The following is a 22,836-nucleotide window of genomic DNA, read 5'->3' on the forward strand; positions in this document are numbered from 1 at the left end:
GGCACCGGGGAGCGCCCGTCAGACGATGTCCTCCTCGATCTCCGCCTGCTCGCGAGCGTTTCCGTACGCCGACGGCGTGCCGTACGAACCGCGGGCGACGAACCACCACACGGTGGCCAGGACCAGCACGGCGACCAGTGCGACCGACGCGTAGTTCATCGAGTCGATGGTCACGGGCGACCTCTGCGGCAGCAGGAAGAGCACGGTCACGAGGGCGACCCACACCACGGCGATCCAGCCGACCGGCTTCGACCAGCGGCCCAGGTGCCACGGCCCGCGCTCGAAGCGGTCGCCCGCGCGCAGCTTCAGGAAGATCGGGATGGCGTACGCGGGGGTGATGCCGATGACGTTGATCGCGGTCACCGCCCCGTAGGCGGTCGCCGAGTACAGCGACGGAAGGGCGAGCACTCCGGCGACGACGACCGACAGCCACACCGCGTTGACCGGCGTCTGGGTGCGGGCGCTCACCTTGCGCCACAGCGAGGAGCCCGGCAGTGCGTTGTCGCGGCTGAAGGCGAACACCATCCGGCTGGTGGCCGCGACCTCGGCGTTACCGCAGAACAGCTGCGCGGCGATCACGATCAGCAGCATCGCCGTGGCGCCCGAGGTCCCCAGCGCGTCGATCAGGATCTGGGCCGGCGGCACTCCGGTGGCGCTCCCCTGGGTCCCCGCGTAGTCCTGGATCGCGAACGTCAGCCCGGCGAGCAGCACGAAACCGGCCAGCCATGAGACCCAGATCGAACGGACGATGCCACGGGGCGCCGAGACCGAGGCGTCCGAGGTCTCCTCCGACAGGTGGGCGGAGGCGTCGTAGCCGCAGAAGGTGTACTGCGCCAGCAGCAGACCGATCGCCGCCACGTAGAGCGGATTCTCCCAGCCGGTGTCATTGACGAACTCGGTGAAGACGAACGACGGCGACTGGTGGTGCGAGGGAACGATGGCGAGCACGGACACGATCACCGCGACACCGGCCAGATGCCACCACACACTGATCGAGTTGAGCACGCTGACGAGCCGGACGCCGAAGAGGTTCAGTACGGCGTGCAGCAGCAGGATGCAGAGGAAGATGATCATCGTCTTGCCCGGGGTGGGCGTGAAGCCCCACTGCAGGTTCATCAGCGCACCGGTGAACAGCGCGGCACCGTAGTCGATGCCGGCGATCGCCCCGAGCAGCCCGAGCAGATTCAGCCAGCCGGTGTACCAGCCCCACTTGCGGCCACCGAGCCGGTCCGCCATGTAGTACAGCGCCCCGGACGTCGGGTACGCACTGGTGACCTCGGCGAGCGCCATACCGACACAGAGCACGAACAGACCGACCCCGGCCCATCCCCAGAGCATCACCGACGGCCCACCGGTGGACATGCCGAAGCCGTACAGGGTCATGCAGCCGGACAGGATCGAGATGACCGAGAAGCTGATGGCGAAGTTGCCGAAGCCGCCCATGCGGCGGGCCAGCACCGGCTGGTAGCCGAGTTCGCGCAGCCGCTGCTCCTCGTCCTTGGGCGGGGCGGCCTCGGCACCCTTCCGGTTCGAGGTGGATATGGACATGGGGAGACCTCCGTGAGCGGAAATGGGGGAAAAGGGAGAAGGGGAAACGGGACACAAGGACATGGAGGAGAGCGGTTGCACGCTCAGCCGTGCGGCCCCCGGCCGGGATCGCGGGCGGCGGCGAGGGCGCGGCTGCGGGCGCGCAGGAACACTTCCTCGGCGCCGCCGGGGTCCTTGGGCGTGCGGGTGCGGTACGCCCAGGGCAGCGAGGTGAAGTACGGGCCGAGCTCCTGGAACACGGGAGCCGCTTCGGCGAACTGGAGCGCGCCCCACAGCGCGTGAGCCAGATGGTTGAGATCGAGCAGGGTGTGGGTGGCCCGCGGTGTGCGGTGGAACCAGATCTCCAGGGCGCGCAGGGCCTCGCGCTCCGCGTCCTCGGTGACCCAGTGCAGGTCCAGCGCCTTCTCGTGACCGTTCTCGCGGCGGTACCGCTCCACCCGCACATACAGCGGCAGTACGTGGAGAGCCGATCCGTCGGGCGCCGAAGAGGCCGCCCACTGCACGAAGTTGACCGCCTCCGAGAGGGATCCACCGGCCTGGCGCGCATAGACGAACTGGAGCATGCGGTGGTAGGCCTCGCGGTTGTACGGATCGCGTTTGTCGGCCTCCGCCAGCAGGCCCCACGGCCCGGGGAAGAGCATGGGCCCGGGCGGATGCAGCCGGTGCTCCTCCAGGCGCTGGCGTTCGTCCAGCTGGGAGAGCGCCAGCAGACACACCCAGGGCACCGGGTCCGCAGGCGAGGCGTGGGCGGCCGAACGGCACGCCTCCCAGGCCTCCTGCCAGAGCTCCTGGCCGCTGGGATGGTCCGCGCGGCGGGCGCGGACCGCCCGCTCCACGGCGACCCGCGCGAGCATCACGGTGGCCGCGACGCTGCGCGGTTCCTCGGTCAGCCAGGCCTGTACCGCGTCCGATCCCGCGGCGACCGCCCCGAGCACCTGGGTCCGCTGGGTCCACAGGGTCCAGTCCGGGGTGCTCTCCAGCAGATCACGCATGGAGAGCCAGCGCCCGGTGCGTAAGTCCTGTAATGCGGAGCGGAGTTCGTTGTCGTGCCCGGCCGGGTGGTAGACCGGCCTGAAATCACTGTTGGCCATGGACGTGCTCGGGACGTGGTGTCGGACTCATCGATCCTCGGGGCGTGGGGGGTGGAGCAGCAGTTGAAAAATGAACTGCTGTAAAGCGTCCGGTTGTTGCTCGGCGGTGAGTGTAGAGCCCTGGGGGTCCAACTCCCGAATGAACCGTGGATCTTCTTCAAGTAACGTATGCAAACAGGAGGTTGAAAGTCGGTGCGGGCCTGGCGGCGCATGCTTTGCGGGCGCTTGACGTAACAGCTGGGCTGCACCACCCTGGGCTCCGGCGACCGAAGATCACGATTCCGTTCAAGCCGCAGGGCTTGCGTACCGCTGGAGACCCGATGACAGGCCCGGTACTCGCCGTGGATCAGGGCACCTCCGGAACGAAGGCGCTGGTGATCTGCCCCGAGCGGGGCGTGATCGGTTCCGGTTCCGCTCCGGTGCGCCCACGGTACGGGCCGGGAGGAGCGGTCGAGGCGGACCCCGGCGAACTGCTCGGATCGGTCCTCGAAGCCGGGGCGCAGGCCCTGGCCGAGGCTGCCGAGCCCGTCGTCGCCGTCGGCCTCGCCAACCAGGGTGAGACGGTGCTTGCCTGGGACCCGGACACCGGGAAACCGCTCACCGACGCGATCGTCTGGCAGGACCGGCGGGCCGAGCGGATCTGCAACGAACTCGCTCCGCACCAAGAAGAGTTGAAGCACCTCACCGGGCTTCCGCTGGATCCCTATTTCGCCGCACCCAAGATGGCCTGGATCCGCCGCGAACTGACCAGGGAAGGCGTCGTCACCACCAGCGACTCCTGGCTGGTCCACCGGCTCACCGGTGCGTTCGTGACGGACGCGGCCACGGCCGGCCGCACCCAGCTGCTCGATCTCGACGACGTCAGCTGGTCGCCCGCCGCCCTGGACCTCTTCGGTCTGGGCGATGAACGCCTGCCGTCCGTGGTCGACGCGGCCGGGGCGTTCGGTACGACGACGGCGTTCGGCGGCGAACTTCCGCTGACCGGCCTCCTCGTGGACCAGCAGGCCGCCCTGCTGGCACAGGGCGCCCTGGAACCCGGAACCGCCAAGTGCACCTACGGCACCGGTGCGTTCCTCCTCGCTCAGACCGGTCACGCTCCGCGGCGCGGTTCCAGTGGCCTGGTCAGCTGCGTGGCCTGGCGGCTCGGTGGGCGTACCAGCTACTGCCTGGACGGACAGGTCTACACGGCCGCCTCCGCGGTCCGCTGGCTCACCGACCTCAAGGTGATCTCCGGCGCCGCCGACCTCGACCCCGTCGGCGGCGGCGTCACCGACTCCGGCGGCGTCACCTTCGTACCGGCGCTCGCCGGCCTCGCCGCCCCCTGGTGGCGCGGCGACCTGCGCGGCTCGGTGACCGGCCTGAGCCTGGACACCACAGCAGGCCACCTCGTGCGGGCGCTCTGCGAGGGCATCGCCGCACAGGTCGTCGAGCTCGCCGACGCGGTGGCGGCCGATCTGGGCTCACCGCTGTCAGCGCTCCGCGTCGACGGCGGACTGACCCGCTCCGCACTCCTCATGCAGACCCAGGCCGATCTGCTGCAACGGCCCGTCGAAGTGTCCGCGCTGCCCGACGTCACCGCGCTCGGCGCCGGTGCTGTGGCCCGGCTGGGCGTCGACCCCGGGCTCACCCTCGCCGAGGCCGTACCCGCCTGGCGGCCGGCCGCGGTGTACGAACCACGGATCGGCCCCGAGCAGGCGGCCGAGCGCCTCGCCGGATTCCGTGCGGCCGTCGACACCCTCCTGGAACGGTCATGAACTCAGCCCGGGCCGCCCGATGACGCACACCGTCACGAGCGCCGGGGAACCACTTCCGGCGCTGCCCGGTGACGTTCCGTACGACGTCACCGTCGTCGGAGCGGGCGTGGTCGGCACCGCCATCGCCCGCGAACTGGCCCGCTACCCCATGCGCACCGCTCTCGTCGAGGCTTCGGACGACATCGGCAACGGCACGTCCAAGGCCAACACCGCGATCCTGCACACCGGTTTCGACGCCGCGCCCGGTTCGCTGGAGGCCCGCCTCGTACGCGAAGGACAGCAGAGGCTCTCCGCGTACGCCGCCGCGACGGGCATCCCCGTCGAACGCGTGGGCGCCTTCCTCGTCGCCTGGGACGCGGAACAACTCGCCGCGCTGCCCGCCCTGCTGGCCAAGGCCGAGGCCAACGGCTACCACGCGGCCCGGTTGCTCGACGCCGACGAGGTCGCCGAACGGGAACCCCACCTGGGCCCGGGAGCGCTCGGCGCGCTGGAGGTCCCCGACGAGTCGGTCATCTGCCCCTGGAGCACGCCCCTGGCCTTCGCCACCCAGGCCGTCCGGGCGGGCGTCCATCTGCACCTGGACTGCCCGGTCCTCGACATCGAACCAGGGGACACGGTCCACACCCTGACGACCGGCCGCGGACCGCTGCGCACCCGTTTCCTGATCAACGCCGCCGGGCTGCACGCCGACGAGATCGACCGCCGCTTCGGCCACGACGTCTTCACCGTCACCCCGCGCCGCGGCCAGCTGATCGTGTTCGACAAGCTCGCACGCGACCTCGTCCGCCACATCCTGCTTCCCGTCCCCACCGCCGCGGGCAAGGGGGTTCTGGTCGCACCGACGGTCTTCGGCAACGTCCTCCTCGGTCCCACCGCCGAGGAGCTCGACGACAAGACCGCCACCGAGTCGACACACGACGGCATCGCCCTGCTGCGGGAGAAGGGACGCCGGATCCTGCCCCGGCTCCTCGACGAGGAGGTGACCGCCGTCTACGCCGGACTGCGGGCAGCCACCGGCCAGGAGGACTACCGGATCCAGGAGTACCCCGACCGGCGCTACATCGCCGTCGGCGGCATCCGCTCCACCGGGCTGACCGCTTCCATGGCCATCGCGGACCACGTCACCGGCCTGCTCGTCCGGACCGGACTCGACCCGGGCACCCCCGCAGATCTGGAACCCCTCACCATGCCCGGCCTCGGCGAGGCGACCGAACGCCCGTACCTGAACGCGGAACTCATCGCCCGGGACCCGGCGTACGGCACCCTGGTCTGCCACTGCGAACGCGTCACCGCGGGCGAGATCCGCGACGCACTGGCCTCCACGCTCCCGCCGCGATCCGTCGCCGCTCTGGCCCGCAGGACCAGGGCCGGCAACGGACGCTGCCAGGGCTTCCACTGCGGGGCCGGGCTCCGCGCACTGATCGAGGGGACCGGGCCATGACCCGCCGTGAGCGGACCGTCGACGTGCTGGTCGTCGGAGCAGGACCGGCCGGACTGGGCGCCGCGGCCGAGCTCGCCGCATCCGGCGTACGGCGGGTCGAGGTCCTGGAACGCGAACAGAGCGCCGGCGGCATCCCGCGCCACTGCCACCACGCGGGATTCGGCAGCAGCCGTCCCAACGGCGGGACGAGCGGCCCCGAGTACGCCCGCCGGTCCACGGCCGCGGCGACACGGGCCGGCGCCACCCTGCGTACCGGCATCACCGTCACCGGCTGGACCGGACCCCGCACCCTCGACGCCACCGGACCGGACGGGCTCGAACGGATCACCGCACGCGCCGTCGTCCTCGCAACCGGAGCCCGCGAACGCCCGCGCAGCGCCCGGCTCGTCCCCGGCACCCGCCCGGCGGGCGTCTACACCACCGGAGAACTCCAGCAGGCCGTCCACGTCCACCACCAGCACATCGGCACCCGGGCCGTGATCGTCGGCGACGAAGCGGTCAGCATCGCCGCCGTCGGCACCCTGCGCGCTGCCGGAGTCGACGTCGTCGCCCGGGTCACCGACCGCCCGCCGGCCCTTCCCGCAGCCCTGGGACCACGCCATGGCGCCCCGCTGCTCACCCGCACCACCGTCGCAGCCCTGACGGGCCGCACCCGGCTCACCGGGGTCGCGGTGCGCCATCAGGACGGCCGTACGACGACCCTGCCGTGCGACACCGTGGTGTTCACCGGCGACTGGATCCCCGACCACGAACTGGCGCGGCGCGGCGACGTCCTCCTGGACCCCGGCACCCGCGGCCCCGCCCACGACGCCGCGTACCGCACCCACGCGCCCGGCGTCTTCGCCGTCGGCAATCTGCTCCACGCGGTGGAGAGCGCCGGCACCGCGGCGGCGGAGGGCCGGGCTCTGGCCGCCCCCGTACGACGGCATCTGGCCACCGGTGCCTGGCCCGCCCGCCGGCCCGCACTCGCCGTCGCGGCCCCGCTGGAGTGGATCGCACCCAATCTGATGGGCCCCGACGGCGACCGGCCCCTCAACGACCGCTTCATCCTGCGCACCGGCCGACAGCTCACGGCTCCGCTGCTCGTCGTCCATCAGGACGGGCTGGAGCTCTACCACCGACGCCTGCTGCGGCCCGCCCGGCCGGGCCGCCCCTTCCACCTGCCCGCCGACTGGCTGGACCGGGCCGATCCGCACGGTGGCACGGTGCGCGTCTCGGTCGGCTGACCGGGCTCTCAGGAGATCTTCCGGACACTCAGGGGATCAGCAGCCAGTCCGAACCGATCGCCGCCACCAGACCGACGCCCAGCAGCCAGCTGCCGAGCCGGGTCCGGCCGTTCCGGCTGAGCTCGATCACGATCCCGCACAGGATCAGCGCGAGTCCGTACACCCCGACCACCAGGACGGAGGACCGGCTCGCGATCCGCAGCCCGAGAACGACCGCCATCGCCGCCATTCCGACCGAGGAGAGGACGATGCGCAGGCGTCTCGCCTGCCGCGGCGTCAGTCTCCGGTCCTCGGCTTCCGCGGTGTCCTCGGGTGCGGTTATGGATGCGTCCACGGCTTGGTCCTGGTCCTGGTCAGAAGTGCTCATGACGCCGGATGGTAATGGGTTCGAACGGCAGTGTTCACCGCTCCGGGTCAAGGGCAGGGAAAGTAAGGGGAGTTCGGCAGCTCTCAGGCCTGTGTCATCCGTCGTCCGGTTGCAGCCGCGGCGCCTCGGCGGCCGCGTCGACGGCCGGCGCGCCCGCGTCCTCCACCCGCGCTGCCAGTTCCCGGGCCCAGCCGGTCAGCGCACCGATGCCGATCCCGTACACGGTCGTCGCGGCGGCGGTCTCCGCGGCCCCGCCGACCCCGGCGAACTCCGTCAGCGCTGCCGCACCCCGCCGCAGCAGTCGTGCCCCGCCCGTCACGTTCCCCCGGGCCGCATGGGTCAGCCCCACGGCCAGCTGGGCCAGCCCGCGCCACAACTCCCGCTCCGCTTCGGGGCCCGACTTCCACGCGTCCTCGAAGACCTCGTGCGCATGGAACGGCATTCCCGCGTCCAGCAGCCGCTGTGCCTCCCGTACGGTTTCCGCGGGGGTGCGGACCACCCCCTCGGGCTGTCGCTCCACCCCCGGCGTGCCGTACGGCAATGGGCGCCCCAGCCCGTCCCGGGGGCGCGCGTTGTGCGCCCGGCCCTCGGCGTCCCGGTCCCTGCGAGTCTCGTCCACCCCTCGATTGTGCCTCGTACCTGCGACGAACTGCCCGAACCACTGTTGGTGGCCCCCCGCGCACGACTAGGGTCGACTGTCATCGATACGACTTTGGGGGAGGGTAGGCATGAAGCCGTCCCGGCCGCTGTACGAGCGAGAACCGGAACTCGCCGCTGCCGCAGAAGCAGTTGACGCACTGTGCGGCGCGCAGGCGACCGGCGGGCTGCTGGTCTTCAGCGGCGAAGCAGGCATCGGCAAGACAGCGCTGCTGGCCGAGATCCAGTCCATGGCGGCCGACCGGTGCACCGTCTGGTCCGCCCGCGGCGGTGAGACGGTCACCTCGGTGCCGTTCCACGTCGTACGCCAACTGCTCCAGCCCGCGCTGGACCAGTTTTCCGCCGATGACGTGAAGGACCTGTTCGGAGCCTGGTACGAGATCGCGGCACCGGCCCTGGGCCTCGTCGAGCCGACCGGTCCGCAGCCCGACCCGCAGGGTGTGCGCGACGGCCTCGACTGGGTCGTCTCCCAGCTCGCCTCCCGGTGGAGCCACCGCCCGCTGCTGCTCATCATCGACGACGCGCACTGGGCGGACGGCGAATCCCTCGCCTGGCTCGCCTCGTTCACCGCCCGGCTCGGTGAACTGAAGGTCCTGGTCGTCCAGGCACACCGCCCCGTGGAACTCGCGGCCCGCGAGGCCCAGCGCACCACCGCGGGCAGCCATCCGGCGCAGGTCCGGGTCGCCCTGCGCGCGCTCACCCCCGACGCCACCGCCGAACTGGTCAGGGCCACCCTCGGGGAGCACGCCGACGACCCGTTCTGCCGCGAGGTGTGGGCCGTCACGGGCGGCAACCCCTACGAGGCGGTCGAACTCGTCGCCAAGGTCCAGGACCGCGAACTGGCCCCGCTGGAGGAGTCCGCCGGACTGCTGCGCGAACTCGGCGCGTCTGCCCGGGGCAGCGGACTCGTGGCCCGGCTCGAACGGCTCGGCACCAACGCCAACCGGTTCGCCTGGGCCGCCGCAGTGCTCGGTACGGACATCTCCCAGGACCTCGCCGCCACCCTGGCCGGCATGAGTCCGGCCGAGGCGGCGGACTGCACGGCCCGGCTGCGCGAGGCCCGTATCGTCAGCGGCTTCGACCCCCTGGAGTTCGTACACCCCCTGATCGCCACCGCCGTGTACCGCTCCATCCCGCCGGCTACCCGCACCGCCATGCACGGCAGGGCCGCCTGGGCGATCGCCCGGGCCGGACTCGGGCCGGCCGCCGCCTCCCGCCACCTGCTGGAAGTCCATCCGGACGACGACCAGGAGCTGGTCGAGCAGCTGCGGGCGGCCGCCAACCAGCACCTCGCGGTCGGCGCTCCCGAGGCGGCACGTCGCTGCCTGGAGCGGGCCCTCCAGGAACCCCCGCGCCATGACGCGCGCGCCACCTTGCTCTACGAACTGGGCTGCGCCACGCTGCTCAGCTCGCCTCCCACCACCGTGCAGCACCTGCGGGCCGCCCTCGATATGCCCGGCCTCGCCGACGAACTGCGGGTCGACGCCACGTTCCGGCTCGCCGCCGCGCTGTCGCACAACAACCAGCTGAAGGAGGCGGCCCTCGCCCTGGCGGCCGAGGCCGAGCGCACGGCACCCGGACCGGGCCTGATGCGCCTCCAGGCCGCTCACTTCCTCTGGGAAGGCATGCAGGCCACCGAGGAGGACGGCCCCGGCCGCTCCCGCCGGCTGGCCGCCAACGCCGACCACCTCACCGGCCGGGACAACGCCGAGCGGGCGCTGCTCACACTGCGCGCCTTCGACGCGATGCTGCGCGGCGAGAACTCCCAGCTCATCGTGGACCTCAGCGAGCGCGCTCTGGTCAACGGCCACCCCGCCCGCGGCCTCGGCTGGACCGACACCGAATGGGGCTTCGAGCTCCCGACCCTGCTCGGCATCACCTTCGCCTTCACCGACCAACTCGACCGCGCCGAGGAGCTCTTCGGTGAGGCGGTGCGCGCCTTCGAGATCTCCGGCTGGAGCGGCGCCCACCTGGCCTTCGCCCACACGCTGCTGGGTCTGGTCCACCGCCGTCGCGGCCGCCTGGCCGAGGCGGAGGGCTTCCTGCGCGAGGGACTCCGCCTCGCCGACCGTGTGGGCAGCGGACTGCCCGTCCACTGGGACGCCGCCTGTCTGCTCATCGACACGCTGCTGGCCCGGGGCCGTATCACCGAGGCCCGCAAGATCGCCGACCAGTACGACTTCGGTCTGCCCTATCCCAGTGCCATGGTGCTGCCCGACGCCCCGTGCGTCCGCGGCCGGCTGCTGCTCGCCGAAGGCCGTACGAAGGAGGCCATCACGGAGCTGGAGGCTGCCGGACAGGCCCTCGAACCGCGCGGGAGGTTCAACGGCATCTGGGGCCCCTGGGCCGGTGACCTGGCCCGCGCCCTGGCCGACGACGACCCGGGCCGCGCCGCCCAGCTCGCCAACTCCTCCCGGGTGCACGCCGAGCGTTTCGGTACGGACACGGCCATCGGAGAGGCGCTGCGCTGTGTCTCCCTCTTCGCTCGCCCGGAGGAGGCCGCCCACCTGCTGGCCGAGGCGGTCCGCCACCTGGAGGCGTCGCCGTCCGGCTACGAACTGGCGCTCGCTCTGTTCGACCACGGCGTCGCCACCCGGTCGCCACGAGAGCTCGCCCGCGCCCACAAGCTGGCCACCGCCTGCGGCGCCGAGGAGCTGGCAACCCGCGCCCAGCAGGCACGGGCGTCGATCCGGTCCTCGGAGTGAGGTAATGTTTGTCCTGCGCAGCCGCCCGGCAGGTCCGGGGGACTGACAGCGGGACGTGGCGCAGCTTGGTAGCGCACTTGACTGGGGGTCAAGGGGTCGCAGGTTCAAATCCTGTCGTCCCGACTGGAGACAGTCGCAGATCGGGGCCGGTTTCGGAGCAATCCGAAACCGGCCTTTGATCATTTTTGGGGACCAGTTGGGGACCGGCGTCCTTGACTGCGGTCAGCGGGTCATGACGATCGGGCTCGGCAGTGAGCGCGGTGCGCGCAGCACGCTGAAGTGGGCCGAGAGTGCCGCCCCGGCGGCCGTGTTTTTTTGTGTACGTCCGGGTGCAGGTAGCGCTGGGTGGTGCCCCTGTCGGTCAGCCCGCCGGGCGCGGGTGTGGTCTGACGCCGCACGGTCCGGATCCACTGGGTGGTGTCGGTGTCTCCGACACGGCAGCCTGCGATCTCTCCGATCCGTGCGGCGGTGCACGTTTTTTAGCGAAGATGACCACGTCTCCCAGTCGCGGTACTCGTCGTGGGAGGCGGCCACGAGCGCATCGGCCAGTGCGACGAGCGTCTTTCAGTCGCGCGCGAGCGGCCTGGGCGCCGATGTACCGACGTCCGGGGTCCGGCCGCAGCCGGAGCCGGGGGCGGCCGTGCCGGCGAATGCGGCAGCCGTGCGGGGGGCCGTGGCCGGGGTGTTGCCGCTCTGGACATGACGCAGTGCCGTGTCGCTCACGCGCGGGTCCACTTCTGGTTGGCCTGGCCGTTACAGGTCCACAGCACCAGCGGGGTTCCATTGGCGGTGCCGGACCCGCTGGCGTCGAGGCATAGTCCGGATCGGACGTTGCGGATCGAGCCGTCGGAGCCGACGGTCCACTTCTGGTTGTTCTGGTCGTTGCAAGGCCAGGTGATGACACGGGTTCCGTTGGTGGTGCCCTGGTTGTAAGCGTCCAGGCACTTGTCCCCGTAGACGCGGATCTCGCCGCTCGCCCATGTGGTCCACAGCTGGTTGGCGGCCGTGTGGCAGTCCCACATCAGAGTCGCGACGCCGGCAGCCGTGGAGGCGTTGTCCACGTCCACGCAGCGGCCGGAGGCATTGCCCCGCAGGCGTGAGGTGGTGGCGGCCAGCGGGCTGCCGCCGCTCACCCGGTACGCAGCGACGCCGTGCGCGGGGACGCTCGCCGAGATCTGCCCGGACGTGCTCGACGTGCCGCCGGTCCACAGGTCGGTGAGGGTGAACGGTCCTCCGCTCAGGCCGATCTGGGCGGCTGTCGTGGTGACCGTCGCTGCGCTCCCGCCCCGGTTGAACAGGCCCACCGCGACCGAACCGTCCGCAAGGGGCTTGGCGAACACCTCGATGTTGCCGTCATCGCGCACCCTGCGTCCGCCTGCGCCTTGGGGGTCCTGGTTCACCGCCAGCAGGCGCGGATTGCGCAGAATCGCGCTGACGTCGGCGGACATCGTGCGGATGTCGTTGCCGGCCATCAACGGGGCACTCATCAACGCCCACAGGGCGAAGTGGGAGCGGGACTCGGTCAGCGACAGGCCGGGGCGGCCGACGACCAGCATGTCGGGGTCGTTCCAGTGCCCCGGGCCGGACTGTGCGGCCAGCGGCGCATTGACGTCCAGGACGTTGCCGACGCCCATCGGGTAGCTGTTGGTGTTGGCGTTCTGCCAGATGTCGAGCAGGTCCTCGGTCGTCCGCCACAGGTCGGCGACCTCGCCCCAGTTGTACGTGGACCCAGTGATGGCGTGGAAGCTGTTGGGGTTGATGCTGTAGACGATCGGCCGACCGGTGGCGCGCAAGGCATCACGCATCAGCTTGAACCGCGCGACCTGCTCGTCACGCGTGCCGATCGAGGAACACCAGTCGTACTTGAGGTAGTCGACCCCCCACGTGGCGAACGTGGCGGCGTCCTGGACCTCGTGGCCCCTGCTGCCCGTGGAGCCCGGATAAGTGCCCACGGTCTGTGCACAAGTGCGCTCGCCCGGCACCTGGTAGATGCCGAACTTCAAGCCCTTGCTGTGGATGTAGTCCCCGAGGGCCTTCATCCCGCTCGGGAACTTCGTCGGGTTGGCCCGCAGGTTGCCCTGCGCGTCACGCTGCGGGTCGAACCAGCAGTCGTCGACCACCACGTACCGGTACCCGGCGTCCCGCATGCCCGAAGACACCATCGCGTCGGCGGCCTGGTGGACCTGGGCCTCGGTGATCCCGCACCCGAAGCTGTTCCAGCTGTTCCACCCCAGTGGTGGGGTGAGCGCCGGACTACCCGGCGCGGCCGTGGCCGTGGACTGCGCTGAGGCCGTCACAGACGCGGTCAGCATCAGCGTTGCGGCCGTGAGGAGACGGAACAGTCGTCCGCCTGATCGTCTGGGCACCGGGACTCCTTCGGCAGGGAAGGGAGGCGAGGAAAGTGTTCGAAATTTCGATTGTCGTTCGGAAACTTCGGATGCCCCACGGATACTAGAGTGGTGAATGGACGTGTCAACCCCCCCTCGACGGTCAGGGTTTGCCGCAAGATCGACCAAGGGCACGCTGAGGCGCACCGACTCCACGCCAGACACTTCGAATATTTCGAAGCGACGCGCGAATCATGCGAGAAGGGTTGACGGGGTACGTCAACCTCCTATCATCCAGAATGCTCGACAAGTCGCACGGTGTTCGATATGTCGAATGCAGTAGAGCCGCTCCGACCGATGAACTCGAGGTGCATACCTCCATGAATCTGTCATGGTCGCATCAATCCCTCACTCGTCGCCGCACGCTCGCGGCCGCCACCGGCCTGGCCGTCGGCGCCCTCGTCCCCCCTGGGCCCGCCCTCGCGGTCGCGGCGCAGTACACGAACCCGGTGGTCTGGCAGGACTTCGCGGACATCGACATCATTCGCGTCGGCGACACCTACTACGCCTCGGCCTCGACGATGCACTATTCGCCGGGCGCGCCCGTTCTGCGGTCGTACGACCTGGTGAACTGGGAGATCGCCGGGCATTCGGTACCCGTCCTCGACTTCGGCGCCAAGTACGACCTGAACGGCACCCGCGGCTACGTCAGAGGAATCTGGGCATCGTCACTTGCCTACCGGCCCAGCAACAGGACCTTCTACTGGCTCGGCCAGATCGACTTCGCCCGGACGTACCTCTATACCGCCACCGCGGTGGAGGGGCCGTGGAACAGGCTGACGACGATCAACGCCCCCTACTACGACGCCGGCCTGCTCGTCGACACCGACGACACCCTCTACGTGGCGTACGGCAACACCACCATCAGCGTGGCCCAGCTCTCGTCCGACGGCCGCAACCAGATCCGTACGCAGGAGGTGTTCAGGACACCGTCCAGCGTCGGCACCTTGGAAGGCGCCCGTTTCTACAAGATCAACGGCCAGTACTACATATTCCTGACCCGCCCCGCGAACGGCCAGTACATCCTCAAGTCCTCGAGCGGCCCCTTCGGCCCATACGCGATGCGGGAGGTCCTCCTCGACCTGCGCGGACCGATCCCCGGCGGCGGCGTCCCCCACCAGGGCGGGCTGGTGCAGACGCAGAGCGGCGCCTGGTACTACATGGCCTTCGTCGACGCCTACCCCGGCGGGCGCATGCCCGCCCTGGCACCGGTCACCTGGACTGCGGACGGCTGGCCCGTCGTACAGCTCGTCAACGGCGCGTGGGGCACCATGTATCCCAGTCCGGCCGTACCCACTCCGCCCCGCCAGGTCACCCCGATGACCGGCGTCGACACCTTCGACGGTACGACCCTGAAACCGAGATGGGAGTGGAACCACAACCCCGACAACACCAAGTGGTCGGTCGGCAACGGCCTGACGCTGCGGACCGCGACCGTCACCCACGACCTCTACTGGGCCCGCAACACCCTCACCCACCGCATCCAGGGTCCCACCTCCACCGCCACGGTCCAGCTCGACCACTCCGCGATGCGGGACGGTGACCGGGCCGGGCTCGCACTGCTGCGTGACTCCTCCGCCTGGATCGGCCTCAAGCGCGACGGCGGTGCGACACGGGTGGTGATGGTCACCGGGCTGACCATGGACAGCAACTGGAACACCACCGGCACCGGCACCGAGATCGCGAGCGCGCCCGTCTCCGACGGCCGCATCTGGCTGCGCGCGAACGCCGACATCCGCCCTGGCGCACCGCGCCCCGGGACCTTCTCCTACAGCACCGACGGCATCACGTTCACCCGTCTCGGCCCTGCCTTCCCCATGGGCAACGACTGGCGGTTCTTCATGGGCTACCGGTTCGCGCTCTTCAGCCACGCCACTCAGGCCCTCGGCGGCGCGGTCCGCGTCACGCGGTTCGAGGTGTCCACACCCTGAACCGATCCATCGACCGCACCTCCCGGCCCCCGCCCCGATCAGGAGAACCATGAGCCCGCGGAAACAGCTCGGTGTTCGCAGGGCGTCCGTCCTGAGCGTGCCAGCCGCGACCGTCTTGATCAAGCCGGCACCGCGACCGGCATCAGCAAAAGGAGGGGCAGGCTGCAACCAGTACCCAAGCCATCGGATCGAACGGCAGTCAGTGCTTCCGTTGCTGGACCTCGACCACTCTGGCCGGCCTTCTGGACGCCCGCGCCGCGTCCGGGAGCACCGTTCGGACCGGGTCCAGCCCCGGGCAGTGAGAGGTCAGGCGCTGGCCCGGACGGTCAGGCGGGTGGGGAGAACCAGGGAAGTGGGGTCCTGCCCGTTGACGAGCGCGACGAGCATGCGCGCCATCTCCCGTCCGAGAGCCTCTACAGGCTGATGGACGGTGGTGAGCGGCGGATCGGCGACCTGGGCGACCGCCAGGTCGTCGAAGCCGACCACGGCGACGTCGGCGGGGACCCGTCGGCCGGCCTCCCGCACGGTGCGCAGCGCTCCCGCCGCCATGTTGTCGTTGGCGGCGAACACTCCGTCCACGTCGGGGTGTTCCGCCAGCAGCGCGGCCATGGCTGCGGCCCCGCTGCGCTCCGTGAAGTCCCCCTCCGTCGGCGGGAACGGATCGAGACCGGCGCCCAGCATGGCGTCCCGGTAGCCGCGGTACCGGGCGCGCCCGGCCTCGGTGTCCAGGACGCCCGCAGATCACGGCCACGCGCCTTCGGCCGAGTGAGACCAGATGCTCGGTCGCCTCACGCGCTCCGCCGACGTTGTCCACGTCCACGTACCACCGGGGAGCCGAACCGACGGGGCGCCCGCCGAACACGACGGGCATCTGCGCCTCGTCGGCCATCCGGGTCAGCGGATCGTCCTCGCGCAGCGCCATCAGCATCACGCCGTCCGCGCCCCTGGACCGCAGGAGCTCCTCGACCCGTTTGCGGCCCCGGTCGGACGCGGCCAGGCACAGCATCAGATGCAGGTCCGCCGAGTCCAGGGCGGCCGACGCTCCCACGATCACCCGGGCGAAGAACGGATCGGCGAAGATCGACGGATCCTCCCCCGAGATGACCAGGGCGGCCGCTCCCGTCTGGCGGGTGGCCAGCGCGCGGGCGGTCGAATTGCGTGCGTAACCGAGTTGCCGCACGGCCCGTTCGACGGCCTCGCGTTTTGCGCGGCTCACGTGCGGTGCGTTGTTGAGGGCACGGGAGGCCACTGAGCGGGAAACACCGGCGTGTTCGGCCACCTCGTCGAGCGTCGGATGCCGACGCGGCGCTGCTTCTGCCATGACTCGTGAGTCTTTCACAGGCGGGGAGGCTCAGGGACGCACATATTGGGACCGCTTCCGGTCCAGTGGCCTACAGGGGGCCTAGTCCCTCGGTGAGAATCGAATGCTGTGCCGAGTATTGACAGCCCAACCGCCCACCCGCACGATTGGGACCGCTTCCAGTGGGAGCGCTCCCAAAGCGCACGTCCTCTGAAATCGAGGTACTGTTTTGAGCCGCAAACTCCGCACCCTGATGGCAGCGCTCTGTGCTCTGCCGCTGGCGTTCGCCGCCGCACCCTCCGCCCACGCCGCCGACCCCACCACCATGACCAACGGGTTCTACGCGGATCCCGACTCGAGCGCGAGCCGGTGGGCGGCCGCCAACCCCGGCGACGGCCGGGCCGCCGCGATCAACGCCTCCATCGCCAACACACCCATGGCCCGCTGGTTCGGCTCCTGGAGCGGCGCCATCGGCACCGCGGCAGGCGCCTACGCCGGAGCGGCGGACGGCCGGGACAAGCTGCCCATCCTCGTCGCCTACAACATCTACAACCGTGACTACTGCGGCGGGCACTCCGCCGGTGGAGCCGCTTCGCCGTCCGCGTACGCCGACTGGATCGCTCGGTTCGCCGGAGGTATCGCGGCCCGCCCGGCCGTCGTCATCCTCGAACCGGACTCTCTCGGAGACTACGGCTGCATGACCCAGGCCCAGATCGACGAACGCGAGGCCATGCTCACCAACGCCCTCGTCGAGTTCAACCGCCAAGCTCCCAACACCTGGGTCTACATGGATGCCGGCAACCCGCGCTGGGCCGACGCGGCGACCATGGCCCGGCGTCTCCACGAAGCCGGCCTCCGACAGGCCCACGGCTTCTCGCTCAACGTCTCCAACTACATCACCACCGCCGAGAACACCGCCTACGGCAACGCCGTCAACAATGAACTGGCCGCTCGCTACGGCTACACCAAGCCATTCGTCGTGGACACCAGCCGCAACGGCAACGGCTCCAACGGCGAGTGGTGCAACCCCTCCGGCCGCCGCATCGGCACGCCCACCCAGACGGGCGGAGGCGCCGAGATGCTCCTGTGGATCAAGACTCCGGGCGAGTCCGACGGCAACTGCGGTGTCGGATCCGGCTCCACGGCCGGCCAGTTCCTCCCCGAGGTCGCCTACAAGATGATCTACGGCTACTGATCCGGGGAGTCCCGCCGCCCGCACAGGCGACCGCAAGCCGCCGGCGGGGCGGGCACTCCCCCGACCATCTCACCGGAGAGGGGCCGACGTGACCCCCTCTTTGAGAGCCTGGCCCCGCGATTTAGTGAAGCGGGCTGTCCGGCAGACGGGCAGGAGAGCAGAAAGCGCCTCTGAGCAGCAAGAATGATGATTGTCGAGGTCTTTGTTCCTGTTCAAATCCTGTCGTCCCGACTGGAGACAGTCGCAGATCGGGGCCGGTTTCGGAGCAATCCGAAACCGGCCTTTGATCATTTTTGGGGACCAGTTGGGGACCGGCGTCCTTGACTGCGGTCAGCGGGTCATGACGATCGGGCTCGGCAGTGAGCGCGGTGCGCGCAGCACGCTGAAGTGGGCCGAGAGTGCCGCCCCGGCGGGCGTGTTTTTTTGTGTACGTCCGGGTGCAGGTAGCGCTGGGTGGTGGTCAGCGAACCGTGGCCGGCGATCCTGCGGAGGACGTGTACTTGGACTCCGGCGTCGGCGAACCAGGTCAGTCCGGTGTGCCGGAGGCCATGGCGGTGTAGATGCTCGTAGCCGAGTTTGGTGACAATGTCGTCCCGGTGTGTGGCGTCGCGCAGGACGGCGGTGGAGATGGCTCCGCCTCGCGGGCCTGTGAACAGGCGGGCGTCAGGATTGGGGCCGGCGGACAGGATGCGCTGGGCGACGAGGGGGCGCATCGCCACGACGATGGGAACCTTGCGGGCCCGCTTGCCCTTGGTGCCCTTGTCGGTCAGCCCGCCGGGCGCGGGTGTGGTCCGACGCCGCCCCCCGGTCCGGATCCACTGGGTGGTGTCGGTGTCTCCGACGCGGCAGCCTGAGATCTCTCCGGTCCGTGCGGCGGTGCACGCAGCGAAGATGACCACGTCTCCCCAGCCCCGGTACTCGTCGTGGGAGGCGGCCACGAGCGCATCGGCCAGTGCGACGAGCGTCTCCCAGTCGGGCATTCCTCCAGGGGGCCGTACCCCTGGCGGGCGCGGTGCCGGGTGGGCAGCCTGACCCACGCGTCGAGATCGGTGGCGAGCGCTGAACGGATCGAGTGGGAGTCGTCATCCGGATTTCGTCTGGAGAGGCTTCGAACATCGTTACGCTGCACCGAAGTTACCGAAACCACGGAGGACTGCGGTGAGGGAGCCGACATTCGGAGTCCTGGGGCCGCTCCAGGTGAGGGCGCACGGTGTCCCGGTACGGATCGGCGGAGCCAAGCCCCGCGCCGTACTGGCGACCCTGCTGCTCCAGCCGAACGGCTTCGTCTCACTGGACCTGCTGACGGAGGTCCTGTGGCCCGGTGGCGCACCTCGGTCCGCGGTCGCCAACGTGCGCACGTATGTGCGGACGCTACGGCTGCGGCTGCCCCCCGAAGCAGTCGACGGACTGCGTACCGAGCCCTCCGGCTACTCGCTGGACGTCGCACCCGGGCAGGTGGACATGCTGCTCTTCGAGCAGCAGCTCGCCGCGGCCCGCGCCGCCCGCGACCGCGGTGAGGACGCCGCCGCACTGCGCGCCTACGAATCGGCCCTGGGGCTGTGGCGCGGCGGGGTGCTCCAGGACGTGGCCTCCAGCGTGGTGTGGGACCCGGCCGTCACGCGCCTGGAGGGGCTGCGGTCGCTCGCGGCCGACGAGTGCCTGGAGTTGCGGCTCCGGCTCGGGGACTACGCCCATCTGGTCTCCGGCCTGCGGTCCCGGCTGACCGAGAGCCCTCTGCGGGAGGACCTGTGGCGGATGCTCGTGCACGCGCTGAACGACGCGGGCCGCAGCGCCGAGGCGCGGTCCGCGTACGCCGAGGCGGAGCACGTGATCGCCGCCGAGCTCGGGATCGGGCCGAGCGAACCGCTGCGGGCCATCGGCGCCGAGGTCAACGGCTACACCGGCCGCCGCCGCGCAGCAACGCCCGTTCCCGTATGCCAACTCCCGATGGACATACCCGACTTCACCGGCCGCGCCGTCGAGGTCGCCGACCTGGAGGAGTTACTGTCCACCGCCGGCCGGCAGCCCGTGGTCGCGGCGGTGTCGGGGCCGCCGGGTGCCGGGAAGTCCACGCTGGCCGTGCATGTCGCCCACCGGGTGCGTGACGCGTTCCCCGACGGGCAGCTCTTCGTCGACCTGGCCGGAACGAGCGAGTGCCCCCGTGAGGCGGTGGACGTCCTGGCCGAGATGCTGCGTGGCCTGGGCGTCATCGACAGCGCGATACCCGGTGAACCGGGCGAACGCGCCGCGATGTTCCGGTCCCGCCTGGCCCAGCGGCGATTCCTCATCGTCCTCGACGACGCCCTGGACAGCGCACAGGTGAGCCCGCTGCTCCCGGGCACCGGCGGCTCGGCTGTGCTGGTCAGCTCGCGGCGCCGGATGCCCGGTCTGCCGGCGCACGCCTGCCCGCTCGGGTTGATGCGGCACGACGACGCCCGTGCCCTGTTCGGTGCCATCGTCGGCGCGGACCGGCTCCGCCGGGAGGGGGCCGACGCCGACCGTGTGCTCGCCGAGTGCGGATCACTGCCGCTGGCGGTACGGATCGCGGCCGCCCGGCTCGTGAACCGGCCCGGCTGGAGCGTCGGCACGCTGGCCGACTCGCTGCGCGACGAGCGCGGTCGCCTCGGGGCGGTCCGCTTCGGCGGGCTGGAGGTGCGGGCCGGCGCCGAACTCAGCTACCGCCATCTGCCCGAGCCCGCCGCCACCGCCTTCCGCACGTTCGGAGACCTGCCCGACGACGCCGTCCCGGGCTGGCTCGTCGCCGTTGCGACGGGGTGCGACAGTGAGACGACGGGGGGTCTGGACACCCTGCTCGACGAACACCTCGTCGAAGTCGTCGGCAGAGACCGTCTCGGCCTGAACCGTTACCGCATGCACGACCTACTGCGGAGCTACGCCCGGGAACTGGTCCTGACGGACAATCAGGAGATCCGGCTGCGGCGGCGCCTGCGGGTCATAGACGCGCTCACCGCCCTCGCCCGCTCCGCCAACGCTGCCATGCCCACCCGCTTCCTCGGTGTGCTGGGCGAGCCCGACGAGCGGGCCTTGCCGGACGGACCGGCGCACGATCTCGTCCCCATGGTGCGCGCCCGGCCCGTGGACTGGTTCGAGAGCGAGCACCGCAACCTCGTCGCCGCCGTCGACGCCGCCGTCCGGCTCGGGCGGACCGACAGGGCCGCCGACCTGGCGATCGAACTGGCGGGCTTCTTCGACATGCGCGGCTACTACGGGGACTGGCTGCGGACCCACCGGCTCGTGCTCGACGCCATGCCGCACCACGACGACGTCAGGGCTGCGGCCCTGCTGCGCAACCTCGGCCAGCTTCATCTCTACCAGGACAGGTACCCGGACGCGCTCGCCTCCTTCGACCGGGCCAGGGCGCTCTTCGCTGAGCTCGGACACCCCACGGGGGAAGCGATCGCCGCGGTGGGGTCCGGCTCGGTCCACCGGATCGTGGGTGATCTCGGCGCCGCGCTCGGAACGTTCACCGCCGCGCTCCAGGACTTCGCCGCGTACGGAGACCGGCACGGCGAGGCGGTGGCACGCAACGCGATCGCCTCCGTCTGGCTGGAGCGCAAGGACCCGGAGGCCGCGGCCGGCTGGCTGCGAGGGGCCCTGGAGCTGTCCCGTGCCGACGGGGACCGGCACCGCGAGGCGCAGGTGCGCCGCAGGGTCGCAGTGCTGCACGAACTGCGTGGCGAACCGCAGGCGGCGCGTGGCGAGCTGGAGCGAGCCCTCGGCATCTTCGACGAGTTGGCCGACCTGCACTGCGCCGCGTACGTGCAGCAGAGCATCGCGGAACTGTGCTTGCGGCAGGGCGACGCCGGTGAGGCGTCGGCGCTGTTGATCGGTGCACTCGCTGTGCAGCAGCAGCTCGGGGACCGCCGCGCCGAGGCCCGGGTGGCGGGCCTGCTGGGCGAGTTGCACGACGCGACCGGCCGCAAGCAGACCGCGCGGCACTACTTCCACCGATCCCTCGCGACCTGGCGCCGCCTGGGCCTGCCCGACGAGGCCGGACTGGTGGACGCCAAACTCCGCTCCATGCGCTGAGAGGCTGTCGGGTGACCTCCGACCGGGCGGCCACGCCCTGGCACGCACGCTTCCCGCGTTGTCGTCGGTCGGCGACGCGCCGCGTCGCCTCCCTCCTCCGCCTTGGAACCGCGCGCACCGGACAGCGTCCGCTTTCGGATCCGAGGCCACCCGATAGCCTCTGAGCGGCGCCGATGGGAACAGGTGTGGGTGCGACCGCCGTCGCACCCACACCTGGCACAGGGGGTCATCGGGTGCCGGTCGGTCCTCCCGCCGACACCCGGCGGTGTGTCAGCATCTGTTGTTGCTGACCTGGTTGCGCTTGAGGTAGTCGCTCCACGTGATACCCTGGACGACCGCGACGACGACCGCTCCGTCGAGCTTCTGCTCGTAGTGGAGGTGCGGGGAGAGGTCGTAGAGGGCCGAGGTGTTGCCGACCTCGCCGATCAGCTGGCCCACGTTCACCGTGGCGCCCGCGGCCACCGAACGAGTCTTCAGATGGGCGTACCGTGTCTGCCAGCCGCCCCCGTGACCGATGACTATCGTGTTCCCGTATCCGGCGCCCGTCGAGTAGTACGACTCGAGGACCGTGCCACTGGCACTGGCGAACACCCGGCGGCCCAGGTCGTCCGGGGTGCCGTTCGCGTCGTAGTGGTTCCAGTCGATCGAGTGCGCGGGACTGTGCCCCGACCAGTTGTTGCCGAGCCATGTCTGGTTGCACTCGAAGGGCATCTTGAAGGCGGGCCGTGCGGCAATGGCGGCTTCCGACGAGTTCACGACCGGCGCCGCGACAGCGGTTGGAACGGTGAACACGGTGGCCGCGACCGCGCTCATGGTGATCAGCGACCGGCGGAAATTCCTGTGCATGGTTCTCCCCTTGTCGTCTTGCGTCGGGTGACACGGCGATTCAAGGAGGCGGGCATACACAGCGGATACATTCCGCCCGTCGACGAAGACGCCGGCCTGTCCTACGTCGTGGCCGTGCCGAAGTCCCAGCAGGTCCGCGGCCCTCGCATCGAGCACCTCATTGCCAGGCCCCCGACGAGGCATGGCAGCGGCTCTCCTGCGGCGACGGTGCCAAAGGACCGCGGCGCAACGACTGGGCTGCCGCCCGACTGCCGGCGGTCTGGGAGTTCGACGGCGACGAGCCCACCCGGCAACGCCGGGGCGACGGTCCCGGAAGCGAGGGACCCGCCGCCTCTCCG

Annotated in this window: 14 protein-coding genes, 1 tRNA gene and 2 pseudogenes; 8 read left to right on the plus strand and 9 right to left on the minus strand. The window is 70.7% G+C overall.

The window, feature by feature from the left end; genetic code table 11:
- Nucleotides 1-18: 18 nt before the first annotated feature.
- Together SH922_RS36685 and SH922_RS36690 are read right to left on the minus strand one after the other, a co-directional pair.
- Nucleotides 19-1,548 (minus strand): amino acid permease, encoded by a 1,530-nt coding sequence (locus tag SH922_RS36685; RefSeq protein WP_393062855.1) that lies wholly within the window; start codon nucleotides 1,546-1,548, stop codon nucleotides 19-21.
- Nucleotides 1,549-1,631: 83 nt separating this feature from the next.
- Entirely contained in the window at nucleotides 1,632-2,639 is a 1,008-nt protein-coding gene (locus SH922_RS36690; RefSeq protein WP_393062856.1) for a hypothetical protein, read from the minus strand.
- Between the two features lie 320 nt (nucleotides 2,640-2,959).
- Here SH922_RS36690 and SH922_RS36695 point away from each other — a divergent pair, with 320 nt between their 5' ends.
- Genes SH922_RS36695 through SH922_RS36705 form a run of 3 tightly spaced genes read left to right on the plus strand, consistent with a single transcriptional unit; the run spans nucleotide 2,960 to nucleotide 7,060 of the window.
- The gene (locus SH922_RS36695; protein ID WP_393062857.1) at nucleotides 2,960-4,393 is read left to right on the plus strand and encodes an FGGY family carbohydrate kinase; all 1,434 of its coding nucleotides are present in this window, start codon (nucleotides 2,960-2,962) and stop codon (nucleotides 4,391-4,393) included.
- A gap of 19 nt (nucleotides 4,394-4,412) precedes the next feature.
- Nucleotides 4,413-5,834, plus strand: coding sequence for an NAD(P)/FAD-dependent oxidoreductase (locus SH922_RS36700; RefSeq protein WP_393062858.1), 1,422 nt, complete (start codon nucleotides 4,413-4,415; stop codon nucleotides 5,832-5,834).
- Nucleotides 5,831-7,060, plus strand: a complete 1,230-nt coding sequence (locus tag SH922_RS36705) for an FAD-dependent oxidoreductase (protein WP_393062859.1) — start codon at nucleotides 5,831-5,833, stop codon at nucleotides 7,058-7,060. The genes SH922_RS36700 and SH922_RS36705 overlap by 4 nt, the downstream gene beginning before the upstream one ends.
- Before the next feature lie 28 nt (nucleotides 7,061-7,088).
- Here the strand turns inward: SH922_RS36705 and SH922_RS36710 are convergent, their stop codons facing one another.
- Nucleotides 7,089-7,427, minus strand: coding sequence for a hypothetical protein (locus SH922_RS36710; protein ID WP_393062860.1), 339 nt, complete (start codon nucleotides 7,425-7,427; stop codon nucleotides 7,089-7,091).
- Nucleotides 7,428-7,521: 94 nt separating this feature from the next.
- Nucleotides 7,522-8,046 carry a DUF309 domain-containing protein gene (locus tag SH922_RS36715; protein ID WP_393062861.1) on the minus strand — a complete coding sequence of 175 codons (525 nt, stop codon included), beginning with the start codon at nucleotides 8,044-8,046 and terminating at the stop codon, nucleotides 7,522-7,524.
- Between the two features lie 109 nt (nucleotides 8,047-8,155).
- On the opposite strand from SH922_RS36715, the gene SH922_RS36720 reads away from it, so the two are divergent.
- Entirely contained in the window at nucleotides 8,156-10,789 is a 2,634-nt protein-coding gene (locus SH922_RS36720) for an ATP-binding protein (RefSeq protein WP_393062862.1), read from the plus strand.
- Nucleotides 10,790-10,838: 49 nt separating this feature from the next.
- Nucleotides 10,839-10,912 (plus strand) — tRNA-Pro (locus SH922_RS36725).
- Between the two features lie 441 nt (nucleotides 10,913-11,353).
- Here the strand turns inward: SH922_RS36725 and SH922_RS36730 are convergent.
- Nucleotides 11,354-11,512 carry a hypothetical protein gene (locus tag SH922_RS36730; RefSeq protein WP_393062863.1) on the minus strand — a complete coding sequence of 53 codons (159 nt, stop codon included), beginning with the start codon at nucleotides 11,510-11,512 and terminating at the stop codon, nucleotides 11,354-11,356.
- A complete protein-coding gene (locus SH922_RS36735; RefSeq protein WP_393063796.1) occupies nucleotides 11,509-13,101 on the minus strand; it encodes a glycoside hydrolase family 27 protein in 1,593 nt (530 codons plus the stop codon). Before SH922_RS36735 ends, SH922_RS36730 begins: the two co-directional genes overlap by 4 nt.
- A gap of 395 nt (nucleotides 13,102-13,496) precedes the next feature.
- On the opposite strand from SH922_RS36735, the gene SH922_RS36740 reads away from it, so the two are divergent.
- The gene (locus SH922_RS36740) at nucleotides 13,497-15,107 is read left to right on the plus strand and encodes a glycoside hydrolase 43 family protein (protein WP_393062864.1); all 1,611 of its coding nucleotides are present in this window, start codon (nucleotides 13,497-13,499) and stop codon (nucleotides 15,105-15,107) included.
- A 306-nt stretch (nucleotides 15,108-15,413) separates the two neighbouring features.
- On the opposite strand, the pseudogene SH922_RS36745 reads toward SH922_RS36740, so the two are convergent.
- Nucleotides 15,414-16,428, minus strand: a pseudogene (locus SH922_RS36745) (LacI family DNA-binding transcriptional regulator).
- A gap of 232 nt (nucleotides 16,429-16,660) precedes the next feature.
- Here SH922_RS36745 and SH922_RS36750 point away from each other — a divergent pair.
- Nucleotides 16,661-17,602 carry a glycoside hydrolase family 6 protein gene (locus SH922_RS36750; protein WP_393063797.1) on the plus strand — a complete coding sequence of 314 codons (942 nt, stop codon included), beginning with the start codon at nucleotides 16,661-16,663 and terminating at the stop codon, nucleotides 17,600-17,602.
- Nucleotides 17,603-17,932: 330 nt separating this feature from the next.
- On the opposite strand, the pseudogene SH922_RS36755 reads toward SH922_RS36750, so the two are convergent.
- Nucleotides 17,933-18,582 (minus strand): annotated as a pseudogene (locus SH922_RS36755) (tyrosine-type recombinase/integrase); the annotation flags it as partial.
- A gap of 178 nt (nucleotides 18,583-18,760) precedes the next feature.
- Between SH922_RS36755 and SH922_RS36760 the strand changes: the two are divergent.
- On the plus strand, nucleotides 18,761-21,652 hold the full coding sequence (locus SH922_RS36760) for a BTAD domain-containing putative transcriptional regulator (protein ID WP_393062865.1): 2,892 nt from the start codon (nucleotides 18,761-18,763) through the stop codon (nucleotides 21,650-21,652).
- A gap of 270 nt (nucleotides 21,653-21,922) precedes the next feature.
- Here the strand turns inward: SH922_RS36760 and SH922_RS36765 are convergent, their stop codons facing one another.
- Entirely contained in the window at nucleotides 21,923-22,498 is a 576-nt protein-coding gene (locus tag SH922_RS36765) for a M23 family metallopeptidase (RefSeq protein ID WP_393062866.1), read from the minus strand.
- Between the last annotated feature and the right edge of the window lie 338 nt (nucleotides 22,499-22,836).

Source organism: Streptomyces sp. LN549 (genome assembly GCF_043203805.1).
Taxonomy (GTDB): Bacteria; Actinomycetota; Actinomycetes; order Streptomycetales; family Streptomycetaceae; genus Streptomyces.

Bases quoted from the DNA above. Each gene is read 5' to 3' on its own strand.
- SH922_RS36710 (WP_393062860.1), bottom strand. From the start codon at position 7,427: ATGAGCACTTCTGACCAGGACCAGGACCAAGCCGTGGACGCATCCATA.
- SH922_RS36750 (WP_393063797.1), top strand. From the start codon at position 16,661: ATGGCAGCGCTCTGTGCTCTGCCGCTGGCGTTCGCCGCCGCACCCTCC.
- SH922_RS36720 (WP_393062862.1), top strand. From the start codon at position 8,156: ATGAAGCCGTCCCGGCCGCTGTACGAGCGAGAACCGGAACTCGCCGCT.
- SH922_RS36685 (WP_393062855.1), bottom strand. From the start codon at position 1,548: ATGTCCATATCCACCTCGAACCGGAAGGGTGCCGAGGCCGCCCCGCCC.
- SH922_RS36765 (WP_393062866.1), bottom strand. From the start codon at position 22,498: ATGCACAGGAATTTCCGCCGGTCGCTGATCACCATGAGCGCGGTCGCG.
- SH922_RS36735 (WP_393063796.1), bottom strand. From the start codon at position 13,101: ATGCTGACCGCGTCTGTGACGGCCTCAGCGCAGTCCACGGCCACGGCC.
- SH922_RS36700 (WP_393062858.1), top strand. From the start codon at position 4,413: ATGACGCACACCGTCACGAGCGCCGGGGAACCACTTCCGGCGCTGCCC.
- SH922_RS36695 (WP_393062857.1), top strand. From the start codon at position 2,960: ATGACAGGCCCGGTACTCGCCGTGGATCAGGGCACCTCCGGAACGAAG.
- SH922_RS36690 (WP_393062856.1), bottom strand. From the start codon at position 2,639: ATGGCCAACAGTGATTTCAGGCCGGTCTACCACCCGGCCGGGCACGAC.
- SH922_RS36740 (WP_393062864.1), top strand. From the start codon at position 13,497: ATGAATCTGTCATGGTCGCATCAATCCCTCACTCGTCGCCGCACGCTC.
- SH922_RS36705 (WP_393062859.1), top strand. From the start codon at position 5,831: ATGACCCGCCGTGAGCGGACCGTCGACGTGCTGGTCGTCGGAGCAGGA.